Source organism: Stenotrophomonas sp. YJH_SMC_127 (assembly GCF_059372445.1).
This window is the reverse complement of the sequence record NZ_JCAFVO010000010.1, coordinates 80724-101664: the sequence shown is the minus strand read 5'-3', so window position 1 is coordinate 101664 and position 20941 is coordinate 80724. Positions and strand designations below refer to the sequence as shown.

13 protein-coding genes are annotated in these 20941 nt (G+C 66.6%); 11 read left to right on the top strand and 2 right to left on the bottom strand.

Annotation, left to right across the window (positions count from 1 at the left end; translation table 11 throughout):
* The first annotated feature begins 78 nt into the window (after nt 1-78).
* From AC5QAB_RS18375 to cueR, 8 genes are all read left to right on the top strand, one after another.
* Nucleotides 79-1668, top strand: a complete 1590-nt coding sequence (locus AC5QAB_RS18375; RefSeq protein WP_197561915.1) for a calcineurin-like phosphoesterase C-terminal domain-containing protein — start codon at nt 79-81, stop codon at nt 1666-1668.
* Nucleotides 1669-1704: 36 nt separating this feature from the next.
* Nucleotides 1705-1989, top strand: coding sequence for a hypothetical protein (locus AC5QAB_RS18370; RefSeq protein ID WP_005409434.1), 285 nt, complete (start codon nt 1705-1707; stop codon nt 1987-1989).
* An 84-nt stretch (nt 1990-2073) separates the two neighbouring features.
* On the top strand, nt 2074-3096 hold the full coding sequence (locus AC5QAB_RS18365) for a glucokinase (RefSeq protein ID WP_032957988.1): 1023 nt from the start codon (nt 2074-2076) through the stop codon (nt 3094-3096).
* Between the two features lie 51 nt (nt 3097-3147).
* Nucleotides 3148-4146: a glycosylasparaginase gene (locus AC5QAB_RS18360; protein ID WP_041863371.1), complete on the top strand. Its 999-nt coding sequence runs from the start codon at nt 3148-3150 to the stop codon at nt 4144-4146.
* Complete coding sequence (locus tag AC5QAB_RS18355) at nt 4143-4874, top strand: copper homeostasis protein CutC (RefSeq protein ID WP_164167546.1); 732 nt, start codon at nt 4143-4145, stop codon at nt 4872-4874. The genes AC5QAB_RS18360 and AC5QAB_RS18355 overlap by 4 nt, the downstream gene beginning before the upstream one ends.
* A gap of 378 nt (nt 4875-5252) precedes the next feature.
* Nucleotides 5253-8210: a TonB-dependent receptor domain-containing protein gene (locus tag AC5QAB_RS18350; protein ID WP_197561914.1), complete on the top strand. Its 2958-nt coding sequence runs from the start codon at nt 5253-5255 to the stop codon at nt 8208-8210.
* Nucleotides 8211-8360: 150 nt separating this feature from the next.
* Complete coding sequence (locus AC5QAB_RS18345) at nt 8361-10862, top strand: heavy metal translocating P-type ATPase (protein WP_495233543.1); 2502 nt, start codon at nt 8361-8363, stop codon at nt 10860-10862.
* A 10-nt stretch (nt 10863-10872) separates the two neighbouring features.
* Entirely contained in the window at nt 10873-11328 is a 456-nt protein-coding gene (gene cueR / locus AC5QAB_RS18340; protein WP_142234655.1) for a Cu(I)-responsive transcriptional regulator, read from the top strand.
* 80 nt (nt 11329-11408) lie between these two features.
* On the opposite strand, the gene AC5QAB_RS18335 is transcribed toward cueR, so the two are convergent.
* Together AC5QAB_RS18335 and AC5QAB_RS18330 are read right to left on the bottom strand one after the other, a co-directional pair.
* Nucleotides 11409-11603 carry a heavy-metal-associated domain-containing protein gene (locus AC5QAB_RS18335; RefSeq protein WP_008267227.1) on the bottom strand — a complete coding sequence of 65 codons (195 nt, stop codon included), beginning with the start codon at nt 11601-11603 and terminating at the stop codon, nt 11409-11411.
* A 203-nt stretch (nt 11604-11806) separates the two neighbouring features.
* Entirely contained in the window at nt 11807-14884 is a 3078-nt protein-coding gene (locus AC5QAB_RS18330; RefSeq protein WP_197561912.1) for a TonB-dependent receptor, read from the bottom strand.
* A 1070-nt stretch (nt 14885-15954) separates the two neighbouring features.
* Between AC5QAB_RS18330 and AC5QAB_RS18325 the strand changes: the two genes are divergently transcribed.
* The 3 genes from AC5QAB_RS18325 (at nt 15955) to fucP (ending at nt 20940) form a co-directional block, all read left to right on the top strand.
* A complete protein-coding gene (locus AC5QAB_RS18325; protein WP_197562206.1) occupies nt 15955-18420 on the top strand; it encodes a GH92 family glycosyl hydrolase in 2466 nt (821 codons plus the stop codon).
* 96 nt (nt 18421-18516) lie between these two features.
* Nucleotides 18517-19566: a LacI family DNA-binding transcriptional regulator gene (locus AC5QAB_RS18320; RefSeq protein WP_197561288.1), complete on the top strand. Its 1050-nt coding sequence runs from the start codon at nt 18517-18519 to the stop codon at nt 19564-19566.
* A 60-nt stretch (nt 19567-19626) separates the two neighbouring features.
* Entirely contained in the window at nt 19627-20940 is a 1314-nt protein-coding gene (gene fucP, locus AC5QAB_RS18315; RefSeq protein ID WP_032957977.1) for an L-fucose:H+ symporter permease, read from the top strand.
* The last annotated feature ends 1 nt before the right edge of the window (nt 20941 follow it).

Genomic DNA, 20941 nt, shown 5'->3' with positions numbered 1-20941 from the left:
CTACCGGGAATGCGTCACCGCGTGCGCGATGTCATCAACGGAATCTACAATAGGCGGTCTTTCTTTCCCGGACCGCCCATGAAACTGCCTGCCGCCTGGCTGTGCTGCCTGTTGCTGACCTCGCCGGCCTGGGCCGCGGACACCGTGGTCAGCGGCAAGGTCTATCTGGAGCGTGACGGCAAGCCCGGCCGCGGTGCGACCGATCCGGGCCTGGCCGGGGTGCAGGTTTCCAACGGCGAGACCATCGTCAAGACTGCCGCTGACGGCAGCTACAGCCTGCCGGTGCGCGACGGCCAGACCGTATTCGTGATCAAGCCCGATGCCTACGCCTTCCCGAAGGCGGCGGACGGCCTGCCTTCGTTCTGGCGCCACTACCGCCCGAACGGCTCGCCGGCGCTGAAGTACGGCGGCATCGCCGCGACCAGCGACGTCACCCGCAACTGGGACTTCGCCCTGCAGTCGGATCGGCATGACAGCCGTCGTGGTTTCCAGATGCTGGTATTCACCGATTCGCAGACCGCCAGCCTGAGGGACATCGGCTACTACCAGCAGTCGATCGTGGCGCCACTGGTCGGCCAGACCAGGGCACGCATGGGCACCACCCTGGGCGACATCGTCAACGACGACCTGACCCTGTACCCGGCGATCAACAAGGTCACCACCGAACTCGGCGTGCCGTGGTTCCACGTGCCGGGCAACCATGACCTCGACTTCGATGCGGCCAGCGACGAACACTCACTGGACAGCTGGCGCAACATCTACGGCCCGGACACCTACGCGGTGGAAGAGGGCGGCGCCAGTTTCGTGTTCCTGGACGACGTGGTGTACGACCCCAAGGCCAGGCCGAAGTACATCGGCGGCCTGCGCGAAGACCAGTTCGCCTTCCTCGCCAGCTACCTGAAGGGCCTGCACAAGGACCGCCTGCTGGTGCTGGGCATGCACATCCCGCTGTTCGACGCGGCGCCGGGGCGCGAGACCTTCCGCCATGCTGACCGCCAGCGCCTGTTCGACCTGCTGAAGGACTTCCGCAACGTACTGGTGCTCAGCGGCCACAGCCACACCCAGCAGCACGTCTACCACGGCAAGGCCGAGGGCTGGAACGGCGACAAGCCACTGCACGAATACAACGTCGGTGCCAACTGCGGTGCGTTCTGGTCGGGCGTGAAGAATGCCGCTGGCGTGCCGGACAGCACCATGAGCGACGGCACGCCGAAGGGCTATGCATTGCTCGACGTGGCCGGCAACGGCAGCTATCGCCTGCAGTACCGCGTGGCCGGCAGGCCGGCCAGCGAGCAGGTCGGCCTGCACGCGCCGAAGGTGCTGCGCCAGGGGGCCTACCCGGCGTGGGGTGTCTACGCCAACGTCTACATGGGCGAGGATCGGAGCGTGGTCGAGTACCGTGTCGATGGCGGCGCCTGGCAGCCGATGAAGCAGGTCAGCCAGCCCGACCCGCGCCTGATGGTGGAGAACGTGGCCGATGATCTGGCCAGCAGCCTGCGCGGCTACGACCGTTCGCCGGAGGCCACTGCGTCGCCGCACCTGTGGCGTGGCGCGCTGCCGACCGATCTTGCAGTGGGCAGCCATAAGGTCGAGGTACGCTCCACCCAGCCTGATGGCGCAGTGTTCACCGCCACCACCAGCTACAGCCTGCAGACTGCCCAGCCCTGACCCCCGCGCACCAGCGCTCCAGCGAAAGGCCCCCGCATGGATATCCGCTTCATGGCCGGCACCACGCCGGTGACCCTCAGCCGCCACTGGTTCACCGGCGCGATGCTGCTGCAGAGCGCCACCGAGAAGGTCTGGGTGCAGCACCCGCTGCATCCGGGCACCCACTTCTCGTTCTCGCTGGTACAGTCGTGGCTGCGCCACATCGCCGGCCACGAAGTGCTGGTCGAGCGCACCCGGCCGCTGTTGTTCGCCGGCTTCCGCCCACAGCGCCTGCGCGTGCTGGTGGATGGGGTGCAGGTGGCCGAACAGGAAGGCATGTAGGTTCACCTGAACCACCGGCGCGCTAGGCAAAGCCGTCCCGATGCCTGAGAATCGGGGCGATTCAATCGATCCAAGCAGGCCAGCGTGACCATCGCAGCAGCGTCAACGGTTTCCTCCGACTCCGCCCGCGGCGGTCTTCCGCGCCGTCTGGTCGTCGCCGATGTCGGCGGCACCTTTGCCCGGCTCGCGCTGGCAGAAACCCGACCCGGCCAGACGCCGCTGCTGGGCAGCCACCGTACCTATGCCTGTGCCGAGCATTCCAGCCTGGCCGCGATCCTGGCCGATTTCACCGCCGGCCTCGGCCAACCGGTGCAGACCGCGGTGGTCGCCATCGCTGGCCTGCTGGATGGCGATGTGCTGATCAACTCGAACCTGCCGTGGACGGTCTCGCTGTCGGCCACCCGCGCGCAGTCCGGGCTGCACGAACTGCAGCTGATCAATGATTTCGAAGCGGTGGCGCTGGCCATCCCCTACCTGCAGCCGGAAACCCTGGTGCCACTGAACGGCGACGCCGATCCGGCGCAGGCCTTCCCGGCGCTGGTGCTGGGCGCGGGTACCGGGCTGGGCGCCGCGCTGCGTTTCGCTGATGGCGAGCGTCCGGTGCTGGCCAGCGAGATCGGTCATGCCGCGCTGGGCGCCGGCAACGCGCTGGAACTGCAGGTGCTGGGCCGTCTGCTGCAGCGTTGGCCGCACGTGGACAACGAGCGCGTGCTGTCCGGCAGCGGCCTGATGAACCTGTATCCGTGCCTGTGCGAACTGCGCGGCGTCACCCCGGTGTGGAACAGTACGGAGGCGCTGATCGGCGCCGCGCGTGGCGGTGAGGATGCACTGGCGGTGGAAACGTTGCAGGTCTTCTGTGCGTGGCTGGGCAGCCTGGCCGGCGACGCGGCGATCGCCGTCGGCGCGCGCTCGGTGTACCTGGCCGGTGGCATTTCCGCGCATGTGCAGGATTTCCTGGCCGATGGCCGCTTCCGTGAGCGCTTCCTCAACAAGGGCGTGCTGACCGAGGTGCTGCGCCAGGTGCCGGTGTGGCGCGTGGAGCATGGCCAGCTGGGCGTGCTCGGCGCAGCGGTCTGGCACGCCGCACGGCAGCCCACGCACGACTGATCGGCAGGGTTGGCATCGGGCCGGCCGTGCATTGCAGACTGGGAGGGGAAAATGGTGGATCGCAGGCAGTTCCTGCAGGCCGGTGCACTGGCCGCAGGCATGGCGGCATTGCCGGGCGTGCAGGCGCGCACGCAGGGTGGGGCCCGGGTGGTCTCCACCTGGGACTTCGGCGTACCGGCCAACCAGGCCGCGTGGAAGGTGCTGGCGCAGGGTGGCAGCGCGCTGGATGCGGTGGAGGCGGGCGCACGCTGGGCCGAGAGCGAGCTGTGCAACCCTACCGTTGGCCATTGCGGCAATCCGGATCGCGACGGCGTGCTGAGCCTGGATGCGAGCATCATGGACGGCGATGGCCGTTGTGGTGCAGTGGCCGCGCTGGTGGACATCCTGCATCCGGTGTCGGTGGCCCGCAAAGTGATGGAGAACAGCCCGCATGTGCTGCTGGTCGGCGAGGGCGCGCAGCAGTTCGCGGTGCAGCAGGGGTTCGAGCGCAAGCATCTGCTGACGCCGCAGGCCGAAGCGGCCTGGCGCGAGTGGCTGAAGACCGAGAAGTACCAGCCGCAGATCAATGCCGAGCGCCGTGGCATTCCCGGCAACAGCGACAACCACGACACCATCGGCATGCTGGCACTGGATGCCAAGGGCCAGCTGGCCGGTGCCTGCACCACCAGCGGCATGGCGTGGAAACTGCACGGTCGCGTTGGCGACAGTCCGATCATCGGCGCCGGCCTGTACGTCGACAACGACGTCGGCGCGGCAACTGCTTCGGGGGTGGGTGAAGAGATGATCCGCAACGCGGCTTCGTTCCTGGTGGTCGAGCTGATGCGCCAGGGGCGTTCACCGGCGCAGGCCTGCCGTGAAGCCATCGACCGCGTGGTGCGCAAGCGCCCGGAAGCGAGCAGAACGTTGCAGGTGTGCTTCCTGGCCATGAACAAGCAGGGCGAGGTCGGCGCCTATGCGCTGCATCGTGGCTTCGTCTATGCGGTGTGCGATGCGCAGCGCCAGGATGACCTGCGTGACTCGCCGTCGATCTACACGAGCACCCAGGCGTGAGTACGCGGCTGACCCTGGAGATCGCCAGCAACTCGCTGGCCTCGGCGCTGGCTGCGCAGGCTGGCGGCGCCGACCGCATCGAACTGTTCGACAACCTGGCCGAGGGCGGCACCACGCCGTCGTTCGCCAGCATCGCGATGGCCCGCGAGCGCCTGTCGATTCCGCTGTTCGTGCTGGTGCGGCCACGCCCGGGCGACTTCCACTACGACGCGCTGGAAACCGAACTGATGCTGCGTGACATCGCGCAGTGCCGCGCGCTGGGTTGCGATGGCGTGGTGATCGGCGCGCTGGACGTGCAGGGCGGCATCGACCTGGCGCTGTGCCGGGAACTGGTGCAGGCCGCCGGGCCGTTGCAGGTGACCTTCCATCGCGCCTTCGACGCCGCCCGCGATCTGCCGGCGGCGCTGGAGCAGGTGATCGGGCTGGGCTGCCAGCGCGTGCTGACCTCGGGCGGGCAGGCCAGCGCCGAGGCCGGTGCCGATGTGCTGGCGGGCCTGGTCACCCAGGCGGCGGGGCGCATCACGGTGATGGCTGGCGCCGGATTGGCCCCGGGCAACATCGCAACCGTCGCGCGGCAGACCGGCTGTACCGAACTGCACGCCTCCGCAAAAGGCCTGCGCCGCTCGGCGATGCAGTTCCAGAACCCGGCGCTGCGCGGTCTGGACCCGGACTGGAGCCAGACCGCCACCGCTACCGTGGCCGCGCTGCGGCAGGCGCTGGACGGCTGATCGAATCCGTCGGGCATGGCCCGGGGTCAGATCCCTTCTGCGAAGGGATCTGACCCCTGTCGCAACCCCGGCCGCAGGCACGCGACGGACAAAACCGTTCCGCGCGCGGTTGTCGTGATCATGTCACTACTTCGTGCGCCGTTCTGTCAGCGATGTTTCGCAACTCTTTGATTGTTCTGGACACCGGCAGCCGATAGCGGCAATCCGCCGGCTGTTGCTGCGTTGCCGCATGCCGGGCGTGGTTCAGCTGTGCTTTAGTTTGGATCGATCCACAGGGGAGGTGCCATATCGGTCGTGAACCGATCCAAGCGCCTGGATCCGTCGTAGTGCCGCGCCACCGTCCGCCCGTGCGTCCACATCTTCGAAGAGCAACCACCCATGGCTCAGATCGTCCACAAGCGTCGCCACCTGCTGTCCCAGGCCCTGATCCTGGCCCTGTTGCCGCTGGCAGCCAGCGCGCAGGAAGCTGCCAGTTCGTCCACCAAGGATCTGGACGCGGTCACCGTCACCGGCTCGCGCATCAAGCGCGCCAGCGTCGAGGGCCCGGCGCCGGTCAACGTGATCACCGCCGCGCAGATCCAGAAGGAAGGCTTTGTCAGCGTGTACGACGCGCTGAAGACCCTCACCGAGGCCACAGGCACCGTTGAAGCCGCATCGCAATGGGGCTCGCATACGCCCAATGCCAGCGGCCTGAACCTGCGCGGGATGGGCCCGAACCGCTCGCTGCTGCTGGTCAATGGCCGTCGTGTAGCGGATTACCCGCTGCCCTACGGTGGCGAAACCAACTTCTCCAACTACGGCAACATTCCGGCCGCGGCGGTGGAGCGCATTGAAGTGCTGACCGGTGGCGCCTCGGCCATCTACGGTTCGGATGCGATCGCCGGCGTGGTCAACGTCATCCTCAAAACCAACTACGACGGCGACGAAGTGCGCGTGCGCGGCGGCACTTCCACCGAAGGCGGACGTGATACCTGGGATCTGTCCTGGGCCGGTGGCAAGACCGGCGACAACTGGAGCGTGACCTACGCGCTGCAGTACACCAAGCGCGACCCGCTGTTCGGGCGTGATCGCCCGCAGATGGACGATGCCGACGATGCGCCGTACCCGTCCTGGAACATGGAACAACGCAAGGTCGGCTTCCGTCCCACCGCCGGTCTGGCGCTGATCGATCCGACCACGGGCCAGCGCCTGGCGCCGCCCACCGGCACCTGCGAAAAATTCGACGGCGAGTATTACACCGCCGATCGATTGGTCTACAACTACGCCGCCAACCGCATCACCAACACCGGCCGCCTGTGCGGCATGAGCGCCGACTACGCCAACTGGCTGCTTACCGGCGGCGCCGAGAACGTGTCCGGAAACCTGTACGCCACCTTCGATTTCAGCAATGACCTGCAGGCCTGGACCAACCTGGCGGTGTATCGCTCCGAAGCGATCTGGGGCACCAATCCGCCCGGCGTGTCGCTGATCGACGATGACAACGGCTATTACTGGGATGCCAACCGCAACCGGCCGATCCTGGGCGTGCGCCAGTTCACCCCGAACGAAGTCGGGGGCCTGGATACGCTGCGCAACACCAACCGCGAACTGTCCTGGGACTGGAGCGCGGGCCTGCGCGGGCGTCTGGCCGACCGTTTTGACTGGAGTGCCACGGTGGGGCGTTCCTATTACCGCGTGGAAGAACGGCAGAACGTGGTCGACAAGCAGAAGTCGTATGACTACTTCCTTGGCCCGCGCCTGGGCACCACCGCCGATGGCGAGGCGATCTATGCGTTGAACGAATCGCGCTGGTGGAACCCGCTGACGCCGGACCAGTACTGGCAGATGGGGACCGTGGCGAAGAACCGCGCGGCGTCATGGGTCAACCAGGCGTCGGCGGATATCACCGGCGAGCTGTTCCAGGGCTGGGCCGGCCCGATTTCGTTTGCGGCGGTGGCTGAAGTCGCGCAGCAGGGCTATCACCTCAGTCCGGACCCGCGCGCTGGCATCGACTTCGACCTGCAGAATGTCGATCGCGGCGGCGGTGAGCGTACCCGCTACTCGGCCGGCGTCGAGTTCAAGATCCCGCTGTTGGACAGCGTGACCGCCACTGCGGCCGCGCGCTACGACCGCTATGGCAACTACAAGGCCGATGACAGCAGCGAAGCGCTGGACATCGGCAGCCAGAAGGAAACCACCTGGAACGTCGGCCTGGAATGGCGCCCGGTCGAATCGCTGCTGGTGCGTGGCTCATACGCCACCAGCTTCCATGCGCCGGACATGCATTACCTGCTGGGCCAGCCGAGCAGTTCGGAAGTGCAGACCTATGACCGCCTGCGCTGCATCCAGAGCGGCGCGTACCTGGTCAACAACTGTGGCGTGGGCAACACCGACGTCTGGTACACGTTCGACGTGAACCGGCGTGGGACGCCGCTGCTGCGCTCGGAGACCGGTGATTCGTGGACGGTCGGCTTCGTCTGGGACGTGCTGCCGAACCTGTCGGTCAGTGCCGACTACTGGGCGATCAAGCTGGAAGACATGATCGTCGACGTCGGCGCCGATGAGGTGCTGGCCAGCGAGGCCGGCTGCCTGACCGGCAAGAACATGGACGGTACGCCATGGGCCAACCCGGCCGGTGGCGAGTACTGCGCCGGCATCCTGGCCCGCGTGAACCGTGACAGCAACGGTCGCCTGGTATCGATCGAGCGCGGCCCGTTCAACCTGGCCAGCCGCGAGGTGCGCGGCATCGACCTGACCGCGCGCTATCGCCTGGAAACCGCGCGGTGGGGCAGCTTCCAGCTGGGCGTGAACTACACCAACCAGATCTCGACCAAGGAGCAACGCTACGCCGCCGACCCGAATCCGGAACGCCGCGATCGCGACCTGCGCAGCAAGCTGCGCGCGAGCCTGGCCTGGCAGCGCGGCAACTGGAACGCCAACGTCTATGCCGACCGCATCGGTTCGGTGCCGGGCGTGCGCTACCACTGGGGTACCGACCGCCTGGACAACCCTGGTGGCTGCCTGCCGTTCGCCGATGGCTACGTGCCCAGTGACAGCCCGTCGCTGAACTGCCTGGAGCCGGCACGGCTGCCGGATGGTTCGGTGAACCCGAACCCCAACGCCGGGCAGCAGACGGCGCGCTACTACGGTCGAGTGGGGCCGTTCATCACCTGGAACTTCAACGTGGGCTACCAGGTGACCGAACACGCGAAGGTAAACGTGTACGTCAACAACGCCTTCAACGCCGCCAGCTGGAACCACAAGGACCCGTACAAGCTGGATTACGACTTCGCTCCGACCCGCCTGCTGGGCGCGGTCGGCCGCGAGTTCGCGTTGGAGTATGTGTTCACCTTCTGAGGTGACCTGCCTCCGCCGGTAGGTCCACGCCATGCGTGGATATGGACACCCGGGTGCCCATTCAGGAAATGCGGACAGGCTGGATTTGACCTTCCCACGATGGCAAGGTTTAGCCTGTCCGCATCCAGAAGGAGCCCCGGGAATCCGATCATGAGCACGCCCCGCGCCGCTGCAGCCCCCGCAAGCCCTGCCACCATCAGCCTGCCCATCGAGGGCATGACCTGTGCCAGCTGTGTCGGCCGGGTCGAGGCGGCGCTGTCCAGGGTCGAAGGTGTGGGCAGTGTTTCGGTCAATCTGGCCACCGAGCGCGCGGATATCCGCCCGTCCGGTCCGGTCGATCGGGCCGCGTTGATCCAGGCGGTGGAGCGGGTGGGCTACGACGTGCCCGCTGCCACCACCGAGCTGTCGGTCGAGGGCATGACCTGTGCGTCCTGCGTGGGCCGAGTCGAACGTGCGCTGTTGGCCGTGCCCGGCGTCAGCCAGGCCAGCGTGAACCTGGCCACGGAGCGCGCCACGGTGCGTGGCGTGGCGGAAGTTGCAGCGCTGGTCGCCGCGATCGACAAGGCCGGCTATGACGCACGCGTGATTGAAGCCGGCGTGCAGTCCGATGACGAGGCCGCGGAAAAGAAGGATGCCGAGCGCGCCGAACTGAAGCGCGACCTGATCGTGGCGTCCGCGCTGGCGCTGCCGGTGTTCGTGCTGGAGATGGGGTCGCACCTGATCCCCGGCATGCACGAATGGGTGATGTCCACCATCGGCATGCAGGCCAGCTGGTACCTGCAGTTCGTGCTGACCGCGCTGGTGCTCGCCATCCCGGGCCGCCGCTTCTACCAGAAGGGCATCCCCGCGCTGCTGCGGCTGGCGCCGGACATGAATTCGCTGGTGGCGGTGGGCACTGCCGCAGCGTTTGGCTACTCGGTGGTGGCGACGTTCCTGCCGACGCTGTTGCCGGCGGGCACGGTGAACGTCTACTACGAAGCAGCGGCGGTGATCGTTGCGCTGATCCTGCTCGGCCGCTTCCTTGAGGCCCGGGCCAAGGGCCGCACCTCCGAGGCGATCAAGCGACTGGTCAATCTGCAGGCGAAGGTTGCCCACGTGGTCCGTGACGGCCGGACGGTGGATGTCCCGGTCAATGAAGTGCTGAGCGGCGACGTGGTGGAAGTGCGCCCGGGCGAGCGCGTGCCGGTCGACGGCGAAGTGGTCGAGGGCCGCAGCTACATCGACGAGTCGATGATCAGCGGCGAGCCGATCCCGGTCGAGAAGCAGCCGGGCAGCAGCGTGGTGGGCGGTACGGTCAACCAGAAGGGCGCACTGACGGTACGTGCCACGGCGGTGGGCGCGCAGACCATGCTGGCGCAGATCATCCGCATGGTCGAACAGGCGCAGGGCTCGAAGCTGCCGATCCAGGCGGTGGTCGACAAGGTCACCCTGTGGTTCGTGCCGGCGGTGATGCTGGCCGCGCTGGCGACCTTCGCAGTCTGGCTGATCTTCGGGCCCTCGCCAGCGCTGAGCTTCGCGCTGGTCAATGCGGTGGCGGTGCTGATCATTGCCTGCCCGTGCGCGATGGGGTTGGCGACGCCGACCTCGATCATGGTCGGGACCGGCCGTGGCGCCGAGATGGGTGTGCTGTTCCGCAAGGGTGAAGCGCTCCAGTTGTTGAAGGATGCACAGGTGGTGGCGGTGGACAAGACCGGCACGCTGACCGAAGGGCGCCCGCGCCTGACCGATCTGGAGATTGCTGCCGGCTTCGATCACAACACGGTGCTGGCGGCAGTTGCCGCAACGGAGTCGCGCTCGGAGCATCCCATCGCCCGCGCGATTGTTGATGCCGCGACCGGCCAGGGCATCGCGTTGCCGGGCATGGTCGACTTCGAATCGGTCACCGGCATGGGCGTGCGGGCCAGTGTCGAGGGTGCACGCGTGGAGGTCGGTGCCGATCGCTTCATGCGCGACCTGGGCGTGGACATCACTTTGTTTGCGACGCTGGCGGCAGAGCTGGGCACCCAGGGCAAGTCGCCGCTGTATGCCGCCATCGACGGCCGCCTGGCCGCAATCATCGCGGTATCCGATCCGATCAAGCCGAGCACGCCGGCCGCAATCGCGGCACTGCATCAGCTCGGCCTTAAGGTGGCGATGATCACCGGTGACAACGCTGGTACCGCGCAGGCGATCGCGCGCCAGCTCGGCATCGACGAAGTGGTGGCCGAGGTGCTGCCGGAAGGCAAGGTCGAGGCGGTGCGCCGCTTGAAGGCCACACATGGCCATGTCGCCTTCGTCGGCGACGGCATCAACGATGCGCCGGCGCTGGCCGAGGCCGATGTCGGCCTGGCCATCGGCACCGGCACCGATATCGCGGTCGAGTCGGCCGATGTGGTGCTGATGTCGGGCAACCTGCAGGGCGTGCCGAATGCCATTGCACTATCGAAGGCAACGCTGGGCAACATCCGCCAGAACCTGTTCTGGGCCTTCGCTTACAACACCGCATTGATTCCGGTGGCGGCCGGCGTGCTGTATCCGGTCTGGGGCGTGCTGCTGTCGCCGGTGTTCGCGGCCGGTGCGATGGCACTGTCCAGCGTGTTCGTGCTTGGCAACGCGCTGCGCCTGCGCCGCTTCCAGCCGCCGATGGCGGACGCCCCCGCCGTCACTCAGTGAGGGGGATGCCATGAACATCGGTGAAGCCGCCAAGGCCTCCAGCGTGTCGGCGAAGATGATCCGCTACTACGAACAGATCGGCCTGATTCCCGCCGCTGATAGAACCGAGTCGGGCTACCGGGCGTATTCGCAGGCGGATATCCACCGCCTGCGCTTCATCCGCCGCGCGCGCGACCTCGGCTTCCAGGTGGCCGAGATCGGCGACCTGCTGGGCCTGTGGAACGACACCTCGCGGCACAGCGCCGACGTCAAGCACCTGGCCGAACAGCACATTGCCGACCTGGAACAGCGCATCGAGCACATGCGGCAGATGGCCGACACGCTGAAATCGCTGATCAGTTGTTGTGCGGGCGACGAGCGCCCGGAGTGCCCGATCCTGCAGCGGCTGGGTGAGGATGATCAGACGCCGGTGCCGGTCGATACCGCGAAGACCGGTGCGGTGCGGCGGCGTACGCACAAGCATTGACTCGATATCGCATGCATGAAAAAGCCTGCCGGGTGCAGCAGCACCGGGCGGGCTTTTCTGTGTGAGACGGGGGCAGGGGATCAGGCAGTACGCGGCGGGAAGCCGGCATCGTTCACCGCGGCGAACACCTGTTCCTGCGACGCGGTGGTCTGCACCTTGACCAGCCCGGTCGGCGGATCGGCCACCACGCTGGCGTTCGGATCGATCTGCTGGATCGCACGGGTCACGCTGCGCGCACAGCCGCCGCAGGTCATGCCGTCGACATGGAATTCCATCTGTAGCTCCTTCGCTGCTCTTGGGATGGGACCAGTGTGCACCTTCCAACGATGGCAGGGTCAAGCGTCGGGCTGAACGACGAACAAGGCGCGGACAAAAAAAACGGCAGCCACCTGTACCAGCGCGGCTGCCGTGGAGGAACGTCCCCGCCAGGGCAGGGCATGGGTTGCACCGGGGCGCGCCCGGGCAACCCGGTGTTGCCTTAGAACTTCCAGGTAGCGCCGAAGTACAGCTGGCGGCCTGCATAGGTATTGGAGATCAGGCGTGCCTTGGTGTCGCTTCCCAGGTGCACGCGCTGCTCCGACTTGGTGGCATTGATCACCGAGGCGGTCAGGGTCCAGTCCGGGGTCAGGTTGTAGGCCACGTTCAGGTCCAGCTGGTCATACGGCTCGGTGTAGACGGTGAGGCCATTGTTGAGCCCACCGACCACCTGGCCGCGACGGTTGAACGAGGCGCGCGCGAGGAATTTCTCGTTCTCGTAGAAGACCGTCACGTTGGCCTGGTTCTTGGCGCTGCCGACCAGCGGCGAGGAGCCGATTTCCTGCCCGTCCAGAACAATGGAAGCCAGGTTGGTGTCGTTGTAGGTGTAGTTGGCCTGCACGCCGAAGCCGAAATCGAAGGTGTACTGGCCATACAGCTCGACGCCCTGCGATACACCATCGCGGCCATTGGCCTGGGTCTCGTAGCGCTGCACGTTCACCGCTTCACCGTTGATGACCATGGGCGTGTCGCGCACCACCGGCAGGGTGAAGTTGTCCACGTTCTTGCGGAACAGGCTGGCGCCGGCGACCGCGCCCGGCTGGAAGTACCACTCCAGGCCCAGGTCGAACTGGGTGGCCTTGAACGGCTCCAGCTGCTTGTTGCTGCCCTGGCCGACCCAGCCTGCGGTCGATGCGCCACCGGCAACGCGGCGATCATTGACGTACTCCTCGCTGTAGTAGCTCAGTGCGCCCGGTGCTGCGATGTCGGTGTAGCCAGGGCGGGCGATCACCTTTGATGCGGCACCACGCAGCACCAGCGTGTCGGTGATGTCCCATGCAATGTTGAAACTCGGCAGCACGTCGGTGTAGGTGCGGTCCACGCCGATCAGGCTGTAGGTCTTGCTCTGCGCCAGGTCGTGCGGCAGGCGCACGAAGCCGCTCTCGCAGCTGTAGGTCGGGTAGGCCGCAGCGGCGGGGTCGGTGCACGCCATCGGCGCGCCGGACGCGTTGTCCAGGAAGTAGTCGTTGAACTTCTCGATCGAGTCGGAAGACTGCGCGAACTGCTTGGTGCGCACCACACGCACGCCGACATTGCCGCGCAGGCGCTCGGTGCGGAAGTTGGCCTGGAAGTAGCCGGAGTAGATCTTCTCGTTGACGTTGTAGACGAAGTCTTCCTCGGTACGGTTGTGCGAACCACCGTAGGTCTTGTTCAGATAGTCGATGTACGCCGGGTAGTTGATGCCCGGGAACACGTTGGCATTGAAGCCACCGGCAATGTTGCTGATCGGGTTCGACAGGAAGAAGCCGGGCTGCGCATCGCCGGCAGTCGGATCGCAGCCACTCTGGTAGCGGCTGTTGTCATAGTCGGCCGGGTCACGGCCCGGGCATACCCAGTAGGTGTTGCCGGTGTTGCGGTGGACCTTGCCATCACGGTATTTGGCACCGAACTGGATCGAATCCAGCCAACCGGACTCGAACAGCTTGGTCACGTCGGCCTGGAAGTAGTTCTGCTTGACCTCGGTGCGCTTCCACGACGAATCGGTCGAGCCGGTGTCGACTTCGGCGATGCCGTTCATCAATTGCTGCTGCAGGTCGGGCGAGAAGGTGGCAGACGGCGTGCCGGTCAGGTCCCATGCGCTGTACTGGTTACCGGACAGGTAGTCGTTGCCGACCTTGCGGCGCGGCTTGGCCGACATGCGGAAGTTCATCGACGGACCACCTTCGGACCAGGTGCGGCCACCGGTGAACGAGGCCTTCCACAGCGGGCTGATGTCCCAGTCGATGGTCAGGTCGGCGGTCTGCGACAGCGCCTTTTCCTTGCTGTAGCCACCGGTCAGCTGCGGTGTCGGAATCGTGCAGTCGTCCGGGCCCCAGCCGCCGGGCTTGAGGCCGGCGGCCTTGGCCTGGTCTTCGCTGCAGTAGTAGGTCTTTCCAGCCAGCTTTTCGAATTGGGCACCCGTGACGGTGTTGCCGCTGGCATCGAAGTCCAGGCCATTGAGAAGGCGGCCTCCGGCCCAGTTGCCGTCCTGGTTGTAGCGCGCCATGCTCCATTCCGGAATCTTCAGCATGTTCTGGGTGTAGTCACCCTGCAGCTCGAAGCGGAAGTAGTTGGCGGTCATCGTGACGTTGTCGACCGGCTTGAACTGGAAGGTCAGCTGGCCGCCCTTGCGCTCGCGCTTTTCTTCCTTCACCGCGAAGTTCACCGAGGTCGGCATGAAGAAGTCGCTGTAGTTGCCGCCGGTCTGGTTGTTGAAACCGGACTTGCCCCACCAGTAGTGGATGCCATCCTGCTGCTGCACGTTGCCATAGGCGTCGCGTGCCTTGCCGGCGCCGTACCACTGGTAGTCCTCGGTGCTGGCCTCCATGGTGCGGGTGGTGCGCTTCTGCTGGGTCACGCCGACCAGCACGCCGAAGCGCTCATCCTTGCTGTGCCACGAATACAGGGCCGAGGCCTGCGGGTCGATATCGTGGTGGGTATCGGAGGAGGTGCCCTCGAGCGTGACGAAGCCCGAGTTGGACTCCATGTCCAGCGGACGGCGCGTGTGCAGGATGACCGTGCCGCCGATGCCGCCTTCGTCGATGCGGGCTTCCGGGGACTTGAACAGCTCGGCGCTGGACAGCATGTTCGACGGAAGCAGGGTGTAGTTGAACGAACGGGTGGCTTCGTCGTTGGTTTCCGACGTGGCCACGTAGTTGCCATTCAACTGGGTCAGCGTCAGGTCCGGCGCAAGGCCGCGCACGCTGACACTCTTGCCTTCACCACCGCTGCGGGTGATGACCACGCCGGGCACGCGCTGCAGTGCGTCGGCCACGTTCTTGTCGGGGAACTTGCCGACGTCCTCGGCGGTGATCACTTCGACAACGGCGTTGGCGTCGCGCTTCTGCTCAAGGCTCTTTTCGATGGCGTAGCGGTAGCCGGTGACCTGGACGCTGTCCAGAGTCGTGGCGTCCTGCGAGCCGGTGGACGTGGCCTGCTGCGCGGCGGCGCCTGCCGGAATGACGGCGGCAGCCAGGGCCAGCGCGATGGCCAGCGACAATGCGTCCTGGCCGTGCGTACGTGTTGAATGCTTCATTCCCATCTCTCCCTCTCTCCTGGATTGATCCGGTGACGTGGCACGGACAACTTGAATCGATCTAATTTGAAGTGAATTTGTCGCTGTCGCCATGCAGTGGCAGTAGCACCGCACGCGTGGCCTGGTGTACGTCCTGTTGCTGCTCCCCCAACTCCCGGCCATCGCAGCGTCGTCTTGGATCGATCTAAGCGATGGGCGGGCGATTTTTAGCATGGGTCGTCCTTGGGCGCATGCTGCTCCGCAATATGGTACTGGCGTGGCGTAGGGATGACGGTTTGCTGAAATCAGTGAAATCGTTTTCGTGCGCAGGGAGGGGGGCGGCAGGGCTGCGCCCTGCACCTGCGGGTAGTGCCGGCCGCTGGCCGGCAAGAGCCAAAGCCAAAGCGGCTCTGGGTTGTCTGGGTTTGGCGGTGCGGTGTGGACTGGCAGGACAGGCCGTAAACCCTTCCATGGGGGCTCGATGGCGCCATCCATGGCGCCAACGGTCCTGCCAGCCCACACCGCCCCACCTTTGACAGTTTCCCGGTGACGGTTGGACTGATCCTGGAACGACATGGGGTCCTGGGGTCAGATCCGTTTTCCAAAGGAAAACGGATCTGACCCCAATCGATTTCGTTGTCTGACAGAGATTCATCCACGCATGGCGTGGATCCATCCACAGATCGCGGAAATCTGTCGAAGGCGGGGTGGGTCCGGTTGCGGGGGTGTCCGCGGCATGGATGCCGCGGGCAAGCCCCCAAGGATGGGTCTACGGCGTCCCTCGCAACCGGACCCACCCCGCCATTCCACGGATCGCCGGCTTTTGCTGTTGCTTCGGCTGTTGCTTCTGAGGTTGCCGGCCAGCGGCCGGCACTACCGCGGGTGCAGGGCGCAGCCCTGCCGAACCCCCTCATGCTGCGCCGCAGAATGCATTCGGCTGAACCTGCATGCTCTACTTGAATCGATCTAAATCCACGGTCACGTGGGTCGGGCGTCATTCCAGGGGGAGCCTTCTGCCGGTCCAGGCAGAGCTCAGCGGAACGGTGCCGGAAGGCCCGGGCCGTCTGTCTCTGCGTCATCGACTACAGGAACCCGACATGCGTCCAGTGCCGTCCGCTCCCGCCGTCCCATCATCCTCGCGCCCGCTGGTGCGCCTGGCCTGCCTGATTGCGCTGTCGGCGGCGCCGATGCTGCTGCAGGCCGCGCCGGCAGCGCTGGAGCGCGAGGTCAATACCTTCATCGGCAGCAAGGACGACGGCAATACGTTCCCGGGCGCGTCGGCGCCGTTCGGCCTGATCCAGGTCAGCCCGATCGGCAGCCACTATTCGGGTTGGCGCTATGACGACGAGAAGATCCGTGGCTTCGGCCACTCCTTCATCTCCGGTGCCGGCTGCTGGGAACAGGGCGGCCAGGTGTCGGTGCTGCCGGTCACGGGCTCGATCGGTCCGGGCGGCGATTTCGATACCGGCAACGCCAGGCAGTTCGACCACAAGGCCTACGCCGCGTCCTACACCCACGATGGCGAGGTCGGCCAGGCCGGCTACTATAAGGTGCGGCTGACCAGCTACGGCGGCATCGATGCCGAGGCGACCGCGCGTACCCGTGCTGCGGCCGAGCGCTACACCTTCAGCCAGCGCAGTGGCGATGGCCACGTGCTGGTCAATGTCGGCCAGGCCAACGAGCGCCATTCGGTGATCGGCAGCGTGGTCGATGTGGTCGGCGACCGCGTGGTCGAGGGCAAGCTGGTCACCAAGAGTTTCTGCGGCGGCCATCAGTACACCACCTGGTTCCGCATCGAGTTCGACCGTCCGTTCAAGGCGCATGGCACCTGGGGTGAGGGCGGCGGCCTGCCGGGCGCGCGCCACAGCATGGAAGGCGAGCAGAAGCCGAACGGTGCCTGGCTCAGCTTCGACCTGGCCAAGGGCCAGTCGGTGACGGCGGTCAGCGCGATCTCGCACGTGGATGCCGAAGGCGCGCGCACCAACCTGCGTGCCGAGGGCATGCAGGGTGGGTCGCTGCTCGGTTTCGACCGCATGCGCGCGCTGTCGCAGCAGGACTGGCGTGAGCAGCTGGGCCGTGTACGCGTGCAGGGCGGCACCGCCGATGACCGCACCGTGTTCTACAGCGCGGTCTACCACGCGCTGCTGCAGCCGATGACCGGCAACGATGCCGATGGCCGCTACCGCGGCTATGACGATGGCATCCACCGTGCCGATGGCTGGACCTATTACGAGTACTTCTCGCTGTGGGATACCTACCGCGCGCAGAACCAGTGGCTGGCACTTACCCGCCCGGACGTGGCGCGTGACATCGGCCGTACCCTGCTGGCGATCGATGAGCAGGGCGGTTGGCTGCCGCGCTGGGGCTATGCCAACTTCGAAACCAACATCATGACCGGCGATCCGGTCACCCCGTTCATGGTCGACCTGTGGCGCTTCGGTGCACTCAAGGGCCGTGAATCGCAGGCGTGGGATGCGCTGCGCCGCAATGCCTTCGGCACGCCGCCGCTGAACTCGCGCATGGCCGGCCGCTCCGGCAACCCGACTTACCTGGACAAGGGCTACGTGGCCTATGACCGTGCATTCCCGTCCAAGGGCATGGACGTCGATCCGCACCACGGTGGTTCGGCCACGCTGGAGTACGCGCTGGCCGACTGCGCGCTCTCGCAGATGGCCGACGGCCTGGGCCATGCCCAGGATGCGGCGACGCTGCGCGAGCGCGGCCGCAACTGGCGCAAGGTGTGGGACCCGCAGGTGCGCGACGCCGAGACCGGCTTCACCGGGTTCCCGCGCCCGCGTACCGAGGACGGCCAGTGGTACACCCCGTCCGACGGCCATTACAGCCCGCGTTCGCACCACGGTTTCCACGAGGGCACGGCGTGGCAGTACCAGTGGCTGGCGCAGCAGGACGTGCCGGGCCTGGTCGAAGCGATGGACGGCCGCGAGCAGGCGGGCCGCCGCCTCGATGCGTTCTTCGCGATGGACGCGCTGCAGGCCGATCCGCTCAATGCCGCCCGCAAGGCGTGGGTGGTCGGGCCGTACAGCTACTACAACCAGTTCCGCTACAACCCGAACAACGAGCCGGACCTGCACTCGCCGTGGCTGTACACGCTGATCGGCCAGCCGTGGAAGACCGCGGCCGTGGTGCGTGCGGCGCAGCAGCTGTTCACCAATGCCCCCAACGGCGTGACCGGCAACGATGACCTCGGCACGATGTCGGCCTGGTACCTGTTCAGTGCCATCGGCGTGTACCCGGCGGTGCCGGGCAGCGGCCAGTTCCTGCTGCACACCCCGCGCTTCAGCAAGGTGGAAGTGGACATGGGCAATGGCCGCACCCTGCGCATCGACGCGCCGGGCGCCGATGGCCGCCGCCTGCAGTATGTGCAGGGCGTGCAGGTCGATGGCCAGGCGCATGCACCGGTGTGGCTGGACTGGAACCGCCTGCAGCAGGGCCCGCGCGTGCGCTTTGCGCTGGATGCGAAGGTGCCGGAGCAGGGCTGGGGCACGGCGGTGAAGGACCTGCCGGTATCCTGGTGCGCGGCACCGGGCAGCCAGCTGCGCTGAGCCGGACTGTGCCGTTCGCGGTGACCCAGCGAACGGCACGGCACGACACGGCCCTGATCCATTAGGCTTGAGCCTCCAGCGGAGTCCGGGAAGACGATGAACGACAACGGCAGCAGTCCCAGCAAGCGCGCCGGCAAGGCGGTGACGGTGACCGACATCGCGCGTGCGATCGGCGTGTCACGGGCAACCGTGTCGCTGGTGCTGCGCGGCAGCCCGCTGGTCAATGTCGATACCCGCGCCAAGGTCGAGGCCGAGCTGCGCCGCCAGCGCTATGTCTACAACCGCGCGGCGGCCAACCTGCGCCGGCGCACCTCGTCGAGCATCGCGCTGGTGATCAACGACCTGTCCAACCCGTTCTTCGCCGAATTCGCGTCCGGCGTGGACGAGGCACTGGGCGGGCGCGGTTACGTGACGTTGCTGGGCAGCACCGGGGAATCGCCGGAGCGCCAGCAGGCCGTGCTGTCCACGCTGATGGAGCACACCCCGGCCGGCCTGATCCTGTCGCCGGCCGAGGGCAGCGACACCGCGCAGTTGCGGCAGGCGCTGGGCGCCAATGCCAACGTGCTGCTGTTCAACCGTGAACTGGCCGGGGCTGACTGGGACTTCCTGACCCTGGACAACCAGCACGGCGCCTATCTGGCCACGCGCCACCTGATCGAGCGCGGCCATCGCCAGATCGCCTTCTTCGGCGGCCACGCCGCATCCAGTTCCTGCCACCAGCGCCGCGCCGGTTTCCAGCAGGCGCTGGCCGAGGCCGGGCTGTCGCTGCCGCCGGGTTGGATGATCGAGTCGGCGCCGAACCGCCTGGAAGCAGCAGCGCGCACCGATGAACTGTTTGCCGATGGCCATCGTCCGAGTGCGGCGGTCTGCTACAACGACACCGTCGCGCTGGGCCTGATGCTGGGCTTGAACTCGCGTGGCATCCGTCCCGGTGGCGACTTTGCCGTTACTGGTTTCGACGACATTTCCGAGGCTGCGGTGGCGGTGCCACCGTTGACCACGCTCACTGCCGACCCGCGCGAGCGTGGCCGGCAAGCGGCCGCGCTGCTGCTGCAACGGCTGGACGAACCGGATGCGCCGCCACGGCGCACGATCGCGCCGGTGCAGCTGCGCATCCGCGAAAGCAGTGCTGCGCGACCGAATTGATTCCTTCCGCATACCCCTTCCACGCAACAACGACCTTCCGCGCATCGAGGCGCGTACCGCATGCCGATCTCCGCAACGCCCCGTCCATCGGGTTCCTCGGGCAACGCACCCGCCGTCACCAACGGCAAGGCGTTGGCTGTCGTCACCACGATCTTCTTCATGTGGGGCTTCCTGACCTGCCTCAATGACATCCTTATCCCGCACCTGAAGGCGGTGTTCGAGCTGAACTACGCCAAGGCGATGCTGGTGCAGTTCACCTTCTTCGGCACCTATTTCCTGATGTCGCTGCCGGCGGGGCGGCTGGTGGCGGCGCTGGGCTACAAGAAGGGCATCGTCGCCGGCCTGGTGATCGCCGGCATCGGCGCGCTGGGCTTCTGGCCGGCGGCCGAACTGCGCGTCTATGGCGCCTTCCTCGGCGCACTGTTCGTGCTGGCCACCGGCATTACCGTGCTGCAGGTGGCCGCCAACCCCTACGTCGCGCTGCTGGGCCCGGAGCAGACCAGCTCCAGCCGCCTGACCCTGGCGCAGGCGCTGAACTCGCTGGGCACGGCAATCGCCCCGATCTTCGGCGGCATGCTGATCCTGTCCAACACGGTCAAGAGCGCTGACGACATCGCGGCGCTGCCGGCCGCCGAGCAGCTGGCCTACCGTGCCGCCGAGGCGCAGGCTGTGCAGGGTCCGTACGTGGGCCTGGCGGTGGCGCTGGTGCTGCTGGCGCTGTTCGTATTCCTGTTCCGCCTGCCGGCGCTGAGCGACGCCACCGAGCAGGCCGACCAGGGCCACCACCACAGCTACCTGGATGCGCTGCGCAAGCGCCACCTGCTGCTGGGCGTGCTGGGCATCTTCTTCTACGTCGGCGCCGAAGTGTCGATTGGCAGCTTCCTGGTCAACTACCTGTCGATGCCGAACATCGGTGGCTTCAGCGAGCAGCAGGCCACGCATTACGTGTCGGCCTACTGGACGATGGCGATGATTGGCCGCTTCGCCGGTTCGGCGCTGCTGGCGCGCTTCTCGCCCAGCCGTCTGCTGGCGATCTTCGCGCTGGTCAACGTGGCGCTGCTGGTCACCACCATGCTGAGCTCCGGCAACGTCGCGCTGTACTCGGTGGTGGCCATCGGCCTGTTCAACTCGATCATGTTCCCGACCATCTTCGCGCTGAGCATCGAGCGCCTCGGCCCGCTGACCAACAAGGGGTCCAGCCTGCTGATCATGGCCATCGTCGGCGGTGCCGTGGTGCCGTACCTGCAGGGCGTGCTGGCCGACCACATCGGCGTGCAGGCCAGCTTCATCCTGCCGCTGCTGTGCTACGGCTACATCATTTTCTACGGACTGGTCGGCGCGCGTACGCCGGCCTCCGCAACGCAGGGAGGCTGAG

Excerpts from the sequence above, each read along its gene's own strand:
- AC5QAB_RS18375 (WP_197561915.1), top strand. The coding sequence starts at position 79 with ATGAAACTGCCTGCCGCCTGGCTGTGCTGCCTGTTGCTGACCTCGCCG.
- AC5QAB_RS18370 (WP_005409434.1), top strand. The coding sequence starts at position 1,705 with ATGGATATCCGCTTCATGGCCGGCACCACGCCGGTGACCCTCAGCCGC.
- AC5QAB_RS18360 (WP_041863371.1), top strand. The coding sequence starts at position 3,148 with ATGGTGGATCGCAGGCAGTTCCTGCAGGCCGGTGCACTGGCCGCAGGC.
- AC5QAB_RS18350 (WP_197561914.1), top strand. The coding sequence starts at position 5,253 with ATGGCTCAGATCGTCCACAAGCGTCGCCACCTGCTGTCCCAGGCCCTG.
- AC5QAB_RS18345 (WP_495233543.1), top strand. The coding sequence starts at position 8,361 with ATGAGCACGCCCCGCGCCGCTGCAGCCCCCGCAAGCCCTGCCACCATC.
- cueR (WP_142234655.1), top strand. The coding sequence starts at position 10,873 with ATGAACATCGGTGAAGCCGCCAAGGCCTCCAGCGTGTCGGCGAAGATG.
- AC5QAB_RS18335 (WP_008267227.1), bottom strand. The coding sequence starts at position 11,603 with ATGGAATTCCATGTCGACGGCATGACCTGCGGCGGCTGTGCGCGCAGC.
- AC5QAB_RS18330 (WP_197561912.1), bottom strand. The coding sequence starts at position 14,884 with ATGGGAATGAAGCATTCAACACGTACGCACGGCCAGGACGCATTGTCG.
- AC5QAB_RS18325 (WP_197562206.1), top strand. The coding sequence starts at position 15,955 with ATGCGTCCAGTGCCGTCCGCTCCCGCCGTCCCATCATCCTCGCGCCCG.
- AC5QAB_RS18320 (WP_197561288.1), top strand. The coding sequence starts at position 18,517 with ATGAACGACAACGGCAGCAGTCCCAGCAAGCGCGCCGGCAAGGCGGTG.
- fucP (WP_032957977.1), top strand. The coding sequence starts at position 19,627 with ATGCCGATCTCCGCAACGCCCCGTCCATCGGGTTCCTCGGGCAACGCA.